The sequence below is a fragment of the Sphaerochaeta halotolerans genome, from assembly GCF_003429665.1.
GTDB lineage: Bacteria > Spirochaetota > Spirochaetia > Sphaerochaetales > Sphaerochaetaceae > Sphaerochaeta > Sphaerochaeta halotolerans.
Genome location: NZ_QUWK01000001.1, coordinates 190,879 through 203,021 on the forward strand (window position 1 = coordinate 190,879; position 12,143 = coordinate 203,021).

At 44.0% G+C, this 12,143-nt stretch carries 13 protein-coding genes; 8 read left to right on the plus strand and 5 right to left on the minus strand.

Annotated features, from left to right (window positions below; genetic code table 11):
• Positions 1–2: 2 nt before the first annotated feature.
• Together DYP60_RS00860 and DYP60_RS00865 are read right to left on the minus strand one after the other, a co-directional pair.
• The gene (locus DYP60_RS00860; RefSeq protein ID WP_117328974.1) at positions 3–2,510 is read right to left on the minus strand and encodes an FAD-dependent oxidoreductase; all 2,508 of its coding nucleotides are present in this window, start codon (positions 2,508–2,510) and stop codon (positions 3–5) included.
• A gap of 8 nt (positions 2,511–2,518) precedes the next feature.
• Positions 2,519–2,875, minus strand: a complete 357-nt coding sequence (locus DYP60_RS00865) for a MarR family winged helix-turn-helix transcriptional regulator (RefSeq protein WP_160526305.1) — start codon at positions 2,873–2,875, stop codon at positions 2,519–2,521.
• Between the two features lie 820 nt (positions 2,876–3,695).
• Here DYP60_RS00865 and DYP60_RS00870 point away from each other — a divergent pair.
• The 8 genes from DYP60_RS00870 to DYP60_RS00905 all read left to right on the plus strand — a co-directional run bounded on the left by DYP60_RS00870 (position 3,696) and on the right by DYP60_RS00905 (position 10,651).
• On the plus strand, positions 3,696–4,214 hold the full coding sequence (locus tag DYP60_RS00870; RefSeq protein ID WP_117328976.1) for a TRAP transporter small permease: 519 nt from the start codon (positions 3,696–3,698) through the stop codon (positions 4,212–4,214).
• Between the two features lie 7 nt (positions 4,215–4,221).
• A complete protein-coding gene (locus DYP60_RS00875; protein ID WP_117328977.1) occupies positions 4,222–5,502 on the plus strand; it encodes a TRAP transporter large permease in 1,281 nt (426 codons plus the stop codon).
• Positions 5,503–5,511: 9 nt separating this feature from the next.
• Complete coding sequence (locus DYP60_RS00880) at positions 5,512–6,585, plus strand: Gfo/Idh/MocA family protein (RefSeq protein ID WP_117328978.1); 1,074 nt, start codon at positions 5,512–5,514, stop codon at positions 6,583–6,585.
• A gap of 10 nt (positions 6,586–6,595) precedes the next feature.
• A complete protein-coding gene (locus DYP60_RS00885) occupies positions 6,596–7,750 on the plus strand; it encodes a Gfo/Idh/MocA family protein (protein WP_117328979.1) in 1,155 nt (384 codons plus the stop codon).
• 54 nt (positions 7,751–7,804) lie between these two features.
• On the plus strand, positions 7,805–8,803 hold the full coding sequence (locus tag DYP60_RS00890) for a TRAP transporter substrate-binding protein (protein ID WP_117328980.1): 999 nt from the start codon (positions 7,805–7,807) through the stop codon (positions 8,801–8,803).
• 56 nt (positions 8,804–8,859) lie between these two features.
• Positions 8,860–9,537 carry a GntR family transcriptional regulator gene (locus DYP60_RS00895; RefSeq protein WP_117328981.1) on the plus strand — a complete coding sequence of 226 codons (678 nt, stop codon included), beginning with the start codon at positions 8,860–8,862 and terminating at the stop codon, positions 9,535–9,537.
• A gap of 110 nt (positions 9,538–9,647) precedes the next feature.
• Positions 9,648–9,875: a hypothetical protein gene (locus DYP60_RS00900; protein ID WP_117328982.1), complete on the plus strand. Its 228-nt coding sequence runs from the start codon at positions 9,648–9,650 to the stop codon at positions 9,873–9,875.
• 443 nt (positions 9,876–10,318) lie between these two features.
• Positions 10,319–10,651, plus strand: coding sequence for a transposase domain-containing protein (locus tag DYP60_RS00905; protein WP_117328983.1), 333 nt, complete (start codon positions 10,319–10,321; stop codon positions 10,649–10,651).
• Here DYP60_RS00905 and DYP60_RS00910 read toward each other — a convergent pair.
• The 3 genes from DYP60_RS00910 to folB form a co-directional block, all read right to left on the minus strand.
• Complete coding sequence (locus tag DYP60_RS00910) at positions 10,644–10,973, minus strand: hypothetical protein (protein WP_117328984.1); 330 nt, start codon at positions 10,971–10,973, stop codon at positions 10,644–10,646. The genes DYP60_RS00905 and DYP60_RS00910 overlap by 8 nt on opposite strands.
• Positions 10,974–11,299: 326 nt before the next feature.
• Positions 11,300–11,770, minus strand: coding sequence for a 2-amino-4-hydroxy-6-hydroxymethyldihydropteridine diphosphokinase (folK, locus tag DYP60_RS00915; protein WP_117328985.1), 471 nt, complete (start codon positions 11,768–11,770; stop codon positions 11,300–11,302).
• Positions 11,760–12,137 (minus strand): dihydroneopterin aldolase, encoded by a 378-nt coding sequence (folB, locus tag DYP60_RS00920; protein ID WP_117328986.1) that lies wholly within the window; start codon positions 12,135–12,137, stop codon positions 11,760–11,762. The genes folK and folB overlap by 11 nt, the downstream gene beginning before the upstream one ends.
• Positions 12,138–12,143 lie beyond the last annotated feature (6 nt).

Genomic DNA, 12,143 nt, shown 5'->3' on the forward strand with positions numbered 1-12,143 from the left:
AACTAGATGAACAGATTGACTTTACTCTCGGAAGCAGCGCCCATGTAGGTGGCAACGCCTCCTACCTCGACGCCGTCAAGCAGTTCCTCTTTTGTGATGCCCATGATGTCCATCGACATCTGGCAGGCTATCATGCGGACTCCTGCATTCTTTGCGTCTTCGAACATCTGGGCAACTTGGTCGACATGTTTCTTTTTCATGCGGCTTTTCATCATTTTTGCTCCCATTCCTCCCATGTTCATGTTGGAGAGTCCAAGCCCATCCATTCCCTTGGGAAGCATGGCGGAGAACATTTTCCCCATGAAATCCTTCTTAACTGCTGGTGCGTGTTTCTTGCGAAGCACACTCAAGCCCCAGAAGGTGAAGAACATGGTAACTTGCTTCCCTGAAGCAACAGCTCCATTTGCAAGCACGAAAGAAGCCAGTGCCTTGTCCAGGTCATTGGAGAATACAATCATCGTCGCGCTATTGTCGGGAGCGCAAATGGCGGGTTTCTCACCAGCTGAGTCAGGCATTGAGCAAATATTTGCATTCCCCTTCTCAACAACCGCTTCAATAACCCCTTCGGTAGTGGTAACCGAAACAAGGTTGTTGCCGGTAAGCTTGCTCCAGGATTGGACATCAACACCAAAACCTGGGTCGGATGCCTTGATGATAATGCGGTCACCTTCTTCTAGGTTGTCGATCTCCTTCTTGAGCCGGATGATTGGGCCTGGACATTGCAAGCCACAGGCGTCCACCTTGAAGATTTTATTCTCTGTTCTTCTGCGGAATGACCCATCTTCGTTGAGATTGTCAATCGTGGCACTCCATTCCTTGATGTTAAGCACCGTCTTATGCTCTAGCAATTCGCGCTCGCGTATTGCATTGTCATAGGTTTTGAATCCACCTGTGAGATTTTTCACACGGGTGAAACCATTCTGACGGAGAATACGTTCAGCAAAGTATCCGCGTAACCCTATGGCACAGTTGAGGATAATGTCGCGGTCCTTTGGTACTTCTTTCAAGCGGTCACGGAGATCTGTATTGGGGATGTTTACAGCCCCTTCGATGGCACCGAGTTCGAATTCTTCTTCGCTTCTGACATCGAGCATGAAGGCACCGTTCTTGCGTGCTTGCTCTGCTTCATCCCAACTGATGGTGTCGCTCATGCCTTCGAGGACATTGACGGCAATGAACCCGACCATGTTTATAGGATCCTTTGCGCTTGAGAATGGAGGAGCATAGGCTTGTTCAAACTCTGCCAGGTCATAGACCGTTCCCTCCTTCCCGATGAAGGCGGAGATGATGTCGATGCGTTTATCGACCCCACCATAGCCAACGGACTGTCCACCCCAGATTTTGCCTGTCTCTGGATGATAGAGCACTTTCAGGGAAAGTTGGCGTACGTTGGGATAATATCCTGCATGATTACCCGTGTGGGTAATGGCACAACGGTAGGGGAGCCCAGCAGCTTTCAAGCCTTTTTCGGTCAACCCGGTAGAAGCAACCGTCAAGTCAAAAATCTTTGCTATGCTGGTTCCAATACTACCGGTGTAAGGTTTCTTGTTTCCATCAACGATGTTGTCTGCGCAGAGACGGGCTTGTTTGTTTGCAGGCCCTGCAAGTGGGATGGTGACCGGGCTCTTTGAGAGAGGGCTGTCAAAGACAATGGCATCTCCCACTGCCCTGATGGCCTGGTCATTGGTGGTGAAGAACTCATCCACCTTGATCGCTCCGTTCTTTGCAAGGGCAATACCTGAGTCCTTGAGGAATGCAGTATCCGGTCTTACTCCTATGGAGAGAATTATCAAATCGGCATCGATCAAGGTTTCCGATTGCAGTCGTACACTGACCAGAGACCCATGATGTTCAAAGGAGGCTACTCCATCTTTCAGGAAAAGATTGATTCCTTTTGCCCTGAGGTGTTGCTGTACTTCTGATGCCAGATCGTAGTCAATGATGTTCATGACTTGGTCAAGCGCTTCCACAACCGATACCTGCAGTCCACGTTCCTTCAGGTTTTCTGCCATTTCAAGACCGATGAAACCTCCTCCTACAACCACTGCCCGTTTGGTAGCTGGGCTGTCAATCTTGTCCTTGATGCTATCGATATCGCTGACAGATCGGAGAGACATGATTGCTGGGTGCTCAATGCCTGGGATGGGAGGTTTTACCGGGCTGGCACCAGGAGAGAGAATGAGTACGTCATAGCGCTCATCATATTCAGTGTTGCGTTTCAGGTCTTTTACATGGATGGTCTTTGCCTCACGATCGATGGCGACAACTTCGCTCAGGATGCGAGCCTCCACACGCAGCGATTCCATGAACTTGTCAGGAGTCATGACGAAAAGCCGGGAGCGTTCCGTTATTACATTGCCGGCGTAGTAGGGTAGACCACAGTTCGCATAGCTGATGTATTCACCACGTTCAAACATGATGATTTGGGCGTTTTCATCCCGTCTTCTGAGTCTTGCGGCAGTACCTGCCCCTCCTGCTACTCCTCCAATGATGAGATACTTCTTTTTCATACGTTCTCCTAGGTGTTGGGTGACTGAGTGAACTGTAGTTCGTTCGGAAGGTTGAGTTCAGAACAACTATAGGTTTGTACCATTGCTCTGCCTGTTTCGGTTAAAGCAACGGTAAGGCTTCTTCTATCTAAGATGCTCAAGGTTCTCTCGATAAGTTTTCTGTTTTCCAGACTATCAAGAATACGTGTGAGTCGGGAAGGAGAGAGTTCCAGTTCCTTAGCCAAGGCACTGGGTTCACAGATTCCCTTATTCACAGCACATAGTAACAAGGCATCGTTGAAAGAGAGCCCTGTTTGCTGTTTCAACTGGTCTTCAAAGCTGCGAAGGGAAGTCTGCAACTTTCGGATGGCGCAGAGATCAATCATGCAAACCTCCATAACTAATTCAATTAAGCAATAATTGCCATGGACAAGTTTACGCCGTAGCACTCATCTTGGTCAATATGTAGATAAAAAAATAGTGACTAAATTTACTATGACATAGCTAAGGACGAAACATAATAAACTGCGAGAGAACCTGCAAATTCTGCAGGAAAAACGAGGTAGGTTCTGACAGAAGCGATTATTTTTCGTTGTAAAAATAGTGCTAAAGAAAATCGATAAATTTATATATGCAAATAGCATACGTCTGTAGTGTATTGACAATTTTAAACAAACTAGCATATGCTAGCACCCAAGAAGGGATATGATAAAGAGAGAAATAGAAGGTTAGCTGGCAGGGATAAGGCCCTTCAGTCCCAGCAATGTTCTGCTACTTGGATTTACTAGCTGTTGGGTGTTTTTCTCTTTCGCGGTTGTCCGGTACTACATCTTGGTTCTACTTTTTCTGCCTAGCGACGCGGCTCCCTTGGCCAGTGGTGTTCCCGACCGCTGGTCTTTTCTATTGTAATCAATACACATGCCATATACGTGTGTTTTCCGATGAGTCCGATAGAATACGTACATTGGGGTAGACGGGAAAGCCAATTTCTCGCCAGTTCAATCGGTAATGCAGATGAGTCTACAGATGTGGGTAAAGCAATAAAAATCTATCTATATTTTCAATAAATTTATAAAACGTTATAATATAAATAAATGAAAAAATATTTTTAAAAAAATTTGTTTGACATACTAGAATACAAGTGATACCCTATTAAGGTAATTTGAGAATATGATGCGTATTAAAGAAAGGTAAGTGAGGAATATTATGGCAAGCCTTATCTATAAAACGGTCAATAAAGCCCGGTCAATAGTAATAATTTCTATATTGGTATTCACTGTATCGCTCTGCATTTTGCAGGTAACTCTACGATATTTCACATTTATCTCTATGAGACCTTTTGCTTGGGGAGACGAGATAGTAAGACTTTGTTCAATTTGGGTAATTTTCCTAGGTGTTTCATTGGGAATTAGGGAGAACAGCCACTTCTCTGTGGACTTTTTCCTAAATAAAATAACATCAAATAATGCACGGAAGATTGTAGAATACGTTCTTGATGTAGTCGCCATCATTGTATTCTTGATAATTACATACCAAGGATACAGATATACAATTACTAATGTTACTAGCTATCTACAAAATATTCGTATTTCGATGGCATGGTTTTATGCAGCGATTCCTGTAGGTGCTTTGCTGTGTCTATTTGAATATGGCTATCGCTTGGCCTTGGGAAATTCGTATAAAATGAAGGTATTAGAAAACAGAAAGACAAGTAACAAGGAGTAGCGATACTATGTGGCAGGTTTTTGGGATATTTGCAATATTGCTTATATTGATTTTTACAGGTCTTCCTGTGTACTTAGCATTATTACTTACTTCTATTGTGTTTATGCTTGGTATGGATCTACCTTTGAATCTGATAGTTATAAAGATGTTTGGAGGAGTAAACTCTTTTTCGTTGATGGCTATCCCCTTTTTCATCATTGCAGGGAATATCATGACTAAGGCGGATATTACTTACAAGATTATCGATCTTTCTGATTCTATTGTTGGTCAGTTTAAAGGTGGTCTGGGGCATGTAAATATTTTAGCTTCTATGTTTTTTGGAGGAATCCAAGGATCTGGAATTGCGGATGCTTCTGCTATCGGTGGAATGCTGATTCCTGCAATGGAAAAGCAAGGTTATGAGAAAGATTATGCAGTAGCAATTACTGCAGGTTCATCTATGCTTAGTCCGATTATTCCACCGAGTATTGCGATGATTCTGTATTCATATTATACAGAAATCCCTGTCAGCAGCCTGTTCTTGGGCGGTGTTATTCCAGGTGTCTTGATTGCGCTTCTTCAGATGGGTGTTAATCGATTCATGTATGCTAGGCGCAAGTATGAGATACCAACACATGCTTTCTCAATGAAGAAGTTGGCTGTATCGTTTTCTCGAAGTCTTGGAGCGCTGATGATGCCAATTATTATCATAGTTGGTATTGTAACTGGAATTGTAACAGCAACTGAAGCTGGGGTTATTGCCATTGCTTATGGGCTGATTTACGGATTTTTGATTTCCAAAAAACTAAAGTTGGCAGATTTGCCTGAAATCCTTTTGAGCAGTGGGCACACAACTGCCATTGTCATGATAACAATCGCTTCGGCAGCAGCTCTTTCAAATGTGCTCGTACGAATGCGTTTTCAAAATGAGGTTCTCTCCTTTGTTGTAAATACAATAGGTAATCCTGTTTCCGGGACTTTGTTTTTGATGGTGGTTATCTTTATTCTAGGAATGTTTCTTGATCCTACTGTTTTGATAGCAATGCTTGCATCGACAATTTTAGCTGTTGGCGGTGCCTTCGACTTTAACCCCATACACTATGGTGTGGTCATGGTTATCCTCATGCAGGTTGGTGCTATTACCCCGCCAGTAGGATCTTTCTTATTTGTATCTTGTGGGGTTGCGAACCTTCCAATCGAGAAAGCAGCAAAACCATTATTGCCTTTCATTGCTATGGTATTGTTAATTGTGTTAGTTAGTTTCTTTATGCCACCTTTGGTCACTTGGTTGCCATCTGTATTAGCCTAGGAGGAAGCCATGCAACGAAAAGATGGACAAATATATGCGCCTGTAGGTAAATATCAGGCAGTCTGTAAACCTGGTGAATTTAATGTTGGGGTAGTAGGGCTGGACCATGGTCATATCTATGGAATGTGTAACGGTTTGGTAGAGTCAGGGGCAAGCATTACCCACGTCTGTGATGCCTCCACAGAAAGACTTGCCACCTTTGTGAAGGCTTTCCCTACTGCAAAGATTGTAACTTCTGAATCTATGATTTATGAAAATTCTACCATTGACTTGGTGGCTACAGCTGCAATTCCTTCAAAACGTTCAGGTATCATAATAAATACATTGAAGTCAGGCAAACATGCATTTTCTGATAAGCCTGCTATGACGACTCATGCTCAGCTTGAATCAGTGCGTTCAGCAGTGATTCAAAGTAAAAAACATCTCGCAGTCTATTTCAGTGAACGTCTTCATGTGGAAGCTGCAACCTATGCAGATCATCTGATTGCAGATGGATTAATAGGGAAAGTATTGCAAACAGTGGTTTTAGGGCCTCATCGGTTGAATAAGCCTAGCAGACCTGATTGGTTTTTCCAGAAGGAAAAATTTGGTGGGATTCTCACTGATATTGGGAGTCATCAAATTGATCAAATACTTCACTACAACAATGCTTCATCTGCAACCGTTCTTTCCAGCAAAATAGGAAATTATAATAATCCTGACCATCCAGAATTTGAAGATTTCGGTGATGCTTCGCTGCTTTGTGAGAATGGTACGAGTGGGTATTTTCGTGTTGATTGGTTCACTCCTGATGGATTACATGCTTGGGGAGATGGGAGGACAATAATTTTAGGAACTGATGGATATATCGAACTGAGAAAGTATGTGGATATTGCACGGAAGGATGCCCCTAATTCTGTCTATATGGCTAATCAAAAGGGAGAATATAGCTATGATGCATCCAACACAGTAGGATTTCCATTCTTTGGAAGATTTATTCGCGATTGTCTGGATGGTACAGAAAATGCAATCTCCCAAGAATATACCCTACATGTTATGGAATTAGCTCTTACCGCTCAAGAAAAGGCTATAAAAATCTCATAGGAGGAGAAGCATGATTCGTTTAGGAATAATTGGAGCAGGTGCGATAGCAGCCGTTCATATTGATAGTTTTTTGCAGTTTGGTGATCTATGCGAGATAGTTGCAGTATGTGATACTTTTTCAGAAAAGGCTAAAGCCTTAATTGCAGAAAAAAAATTACATGCTAAAGCATATAGTTTGGTTGAAGATTTACTGGAACAAGCATCTGTTGATGCAATCAGTATTTGCTTGCCCCCATATCTCCACGCTAATATTGCAATACAGGCACTGAAAGCAGGTAAGCATGTAGTTGTCGAAAAGCCAATGGCAAGTAGCTTAGAAGAATGTGACTTGATGATAAAGATGGCAGCAGAGCAAGACAAATTGCTGTGTGTTGTAAGCCAAAACCGTTGGAAAACTCCACTTTCAAAAATCAAGCGTTTAATGGAAGAGGGATACCTTGGTAAGGTTATCCATGCTTCTTTTGATTCTCTTTGGTGGCGTGGAGGAAACTATTATGACCTTTGGTGGCGGGGCACCTGGGAACAGGAAGCTGGTGGTTGTTTTACCAGCCATTCAGTTCATTACCTCGATTTGATGCAGATGCTTTTTGGTATGCCTAAGCAAGTTCAAGGGTATATCAACAACGTTAGTCATACCAATAGTGAATGTGAAGATATTGGTTTTGCTGTTTTTTCCTATGATGACAAGGTCATTGATTTTACTTCTTCATTGGTTTCACATGGAGAGAAACAAGCGATAGTTATTGATGGGGAGAAAGCTTCGGTCTCTATGCCTTTCACAGTGTCCGCTTATGATGCCTTACCCAATGGCTTCCCACAGCAAAATAAGGAATTGGAGGAGATGATACTGCGACGGTACGAAGAGCTTGATTCTCTTCCCTTGGAAGGTCACCCAGCTCAACTGGTAAATTTTCTTAGAGCAATCGGACAACAAGAGCGGTTGGAAGTTGATGGCAATGAAGGAAGGCGAACTATTGAATTGATTCATGCTGTGTATAAGTCAGCGATAGAAATGAAGCCGGTTAGTCTACCTTTGGATAAGGAGGACCCCTTTTATAGTAAGAGCGGGTTGGTTGGGAAGATGCCCAAATTTTTCACAAAAGGAAAGAGCGTTGAGAATTTTTCAACATCCAAGATTACCTTGGGCCGTGATTTCAATGCATAAAGTAGTGTAGTACCCGAAGTTTTCGGGAACAAAATATCATTAGGAGGAATCGACATGAAGAAAAGTATGATTTTGATGTTCATGATTGTTCTCGTTCTTAGTACACCGATTTTCGCACAAGGAACGAAAGAAGGTGCTGCAGAACAAACGTACAAACTCAGAGCTTCAACCAATTTGGCAAGTACTGGTACGATTGGACGTGGATTGACGAAGTTTGTTGAAATCGTCAATGAGAAAAGTGATGGGCGAATTGAAGCAACAGCTAACTATGGTGCTGAACTTGGAAACCAATCAGAACAGGTAGAAATGGCACGTACGGGATCTTTGGAAATGGTTGTAGCAGCTCCGGGAACTGGTCCTGGAACCTGGGTTCCTCAGTTGATGATGTTTGAATTCCCATTTATCTTCAAGGATAATGACCAATACCGAAGAGTACTCAAAGGTATGGAAGGTGAAGTTAGCAAACTTGTGCAGCCATATGGCTTTATCGCTATGTCTGGTCAGTCACAGGGATCAAGACACATGCTTACCAAGACCCCTGTAACTAAACTAGAAGATCTTGCCAATATGAAGATGCGTGGGCCTAATGCTATCTACATCAGCATGTTCGAATATCTTGGAGCTGCTGGTACTACGATGGACTGGAATGAAATCTATACTGCACTACAAACTGGTGTTGTTGATGGTATGGAAGCTAGCCCAAGTATGATTTATTCGATGAGATTCCATGATGTCGCCAAGAACCTGACCATCACAGATCATATTATTGCTTGTACCTATTACTTTTTTAATGAAGAGTGGTTCAACTCCCTCCCATCTGATTTACAGGCTGTAGTACGGGAGGCTGCAGATGAAGCCGCAGCATACCAGGCTGTCATCGATGATGAAGACCAGAAAGTTTCATTGGAGAAGATGAAAGAAGAAGGTGTGACAATTCATACGCTTACTGACAGAGATAAGTGGGTAGAGGCTTGTAAGCCCATGCTTGCAGAGTATCGGGCAAAGAGTGATGGATGGAATGACTTTATTGATAAGTTGCTTGCCATCCAGTAATAGTTGATAATTAGGGTGTCCGTAAGGGCGCCCTGATTATATACAGGCGATTAAGTATGAATATTGAAAGGAGATTGCCTAGAGAGACAGCACGGGAGTATGCTCTTCGTCAGCTGAAGGAGAACATCATTTCGTTGCAACTGGAACCTGGAAGTATGGTCAGTGAGAATGAGATTGCAGCCCAATTAGGAATCTCCCGTACCCCGGTTCGTGAAGCCTTGATTGAACTGAGTCGGGTTAATATTGTGGAAATCCTTCCCCAGAAAGGGAGCAGGATCATGCTTATTGACTATGCCATGGTTGAGGAATCCCGCTTTCTTCGTCTGGTGTTGGAGAGAGAGGTGGCAAAGCTTCTCTGTACCATGGAGGAAATCCCAGATCTCTCATTCTTGGAAGAGAATATCCGCTTGCAGAGTTTCTATATTGAACACTCCAATCCAGAAAAATTGCTGGAATTGGACAATCAGTTCCATGCTTTGCTGTTCCAGCTTGCAAACAAAGTCCAATGTTATGGCTGGATGATTGAAGGTCTCACCATCCATTTCGACCGGGTACGTGCCATGAGTCTGAATGCTATCAAGAATATTAAGATTGTCAGTGACCATCAAGCAATTGCTGAAGCAATCAAGCAAAGGGATGCCGAACTTGCAGGTCAGTTGATGGAGAACCACCTCAGTCGATACAAGATTGATGAATCTGCTATTAGGGAGAAATATCCAACTTACTTTCGTTGATTATTCCTTTGCTGTATATTGAATGGCATGCGGAGAATACTCTGTTATGGTGACTTACATACATTAAAGCCTAATCCTGGTAGGGGACGGTGGCGTATGATTAACGATGGATGGGAATACTCTTTTCCTTTCTTGGCCGCGATTTTCAGATAATTGAAGAAGGCCTCGGTGGGCGAACCACTGTTTTTGATGACCCACTTGAACCTAAGCCGCCTCGATGGCATTGTTCCCATAGGTGTTTTGGTATAGAGGAAGTCTTTGAATGTCCCAACAAGACAAAGAGCTTCCTCTTTTCTTCTCCTTTGGGGTTGCTCTCCCCTGGTCTTACCCTCTATTAAAACACAGCCTCTCCCCTATAGGAATATTTCATTTGCGGTATGAGCGGGAGTTTCCATATTGAACTAATCCGCTGCGCGGAAGCTTTTCACTCATAGTGCTCGTGAGTCCTATATACCCCTGCAAGATCCTACCGTCATGAACTGTTTCACTTACAGCTCCTTCCATATCTTGGTTGGGGTTCGTTTTTCCAAGTTTCTCAACACCTCCTACTCGTACATCTCATCCATACTCCTTCGGGCTCTTTCCACATGAATTGAGTAATCCCCAAGTCCTCCTTGTACCATGGTTGTGGTTCCTAGAACCAAACTATTTCACATGTGGAGATGAAACGTAAGGCTTTTGCCAAAGTCCATGAAGTGGACGGCTCGCCCAAGGATTACAAGGCTACAAAAGGAATTCTTGAATTCCTTGAATCCATCTAAAAATTATGTTCTGAGTATTGATGTTCAACTTTTGCATCCATATGGACTTATGCTGCTCTACAGAACATATTAGAAAAAACTGGCTTTTTAGCCAATCTGTAGACGGTGCGGATGCCTCCGCCTTCTTCTTTTCGCTGATCGAGACCGCCAAACGTTCGGACCTGAACCCGATGGACTATGTAGAGGCCATCTGCACCTTCGGCCCCGGGGGCAAGACCGATGAGCAGTGGGAAGCACTGCTTCCCGACAAGATCGATCTTGGAAGGCTGACCGAGATGCGCGAGCGGCGCCTGGCTGCAAAGCCGGATCCTGCCAGGACCACGGCATACAACTTCGTAGGCGCCACTAGATAGAACTCGCTTCCTTGATGCCCTTGAGCAATTCCGCCAGGTCGCCTGTCGAACTCACCTCGATCCTGGAACCGTAATACTCGACTAGGAACGTCCCTCTCCCAGTACTATCCTTCCCTAGTTTTCCCAGATTGACAAGGCTCCTTTCCGATGCCCTGGCCTTTTTTATACGTGTCTCGGGGTAAACCCTATGCAGCCACTTGTGGAAGGTGGTCCTGGGAACCCTGGCCTCCCTTGCATACGCTGTATAGGAGCCCTCTCCCTTTTCCACGTACACTTTGGCTCTTCCCACATGCGCCAGCTTCTCTTCTTCTGTATATACCATTTACTTCACCGCCCTACTGAATTCTACATTCAGTCTAGCGCTAACGCCTGTTAGGATTCTTCCGGATGAGGATGTGATCAAGAAGTACATCCAGAATCAGGAAGAGTCGGACAGGATAGGCGCTGACTATTGAAAGGGGCCCCTTGAGGGGCAGCAAGTAACGGTGCGTTTCCAAGCGACTTTAGTTGCAGCTGGTACCATGCCCCTTATAGGGGCAACACAAGCCACCAGCTATGCCGGTGGTCATGACTTCTTCAAGAAGTTGACAATTATACAACACGTAACAAGTGAATAGTAGTGTTTCAATACAAATTGTCAAACATAGCCTATGGATTTTTTCTGTATAACTCCTCGATGGTCTTGTTGCATTGGGGGTGTATGGCCAAGGGGGCGATTTCACAAAGGGGTTGCATGACAAACCCACGTTCAAGCATCCTTGGGTGGGGGATGGTCAGCTTTTCTTCCTGCTGGATGAGATTGCCATACAACAGGATGTCCAGATCGATGGTCCTGGGACCCCAGTGGATGAGTCTGACCCTCTTCAAGGACTGTTCGATTTCGTTACACCTTTTCAGGAGTTGGTACGGAGTAAGCGCCGTTTTGATTCCAACAACTCCATTAAGAAAATTTGGTTGGTCCGTGTATCCGACGGGAGCGGTTTCCCGGAATGAAGATACAGCAATGACTATGATGCCTTCTGTCTTGCCAAGTTCTGCTATTGCCTGGTCCAGGTTCTTTTCCTTATCCCCCAGATTCGAACCCAAGGCAATAAATGCCAGGACTTCACTACCAGACATTCCTGTCTCCCCGACTGCGATATAGTTCCACGGCGGTATACTCAAGATGATGTCCCATGGGGGCCCAGGGTTTCTTCAATACGATTTTCAATTGTTCGATGCAAGGGAATGTGTGAAATAGATGCTCTAATGTATGCATGGCTGTTGCCTCAATAAGATTGTAAGATTTTTTTTGCAATACCTTTTTCACTTCATTGCATACATCTGCATAACTGAGAGTCTTAATAAGGTCATCGGTCTTGGCTGCCTGGTCAAGGTCAACACCGATTTCCAGACAGATTGTGAACATCTGTCCGAGGGTTTTTTCTTCTTCTGCCACTCCATGGTGAGCATATACCTGTAAATCTTGAATGAGAATCTTATCCATGTGACT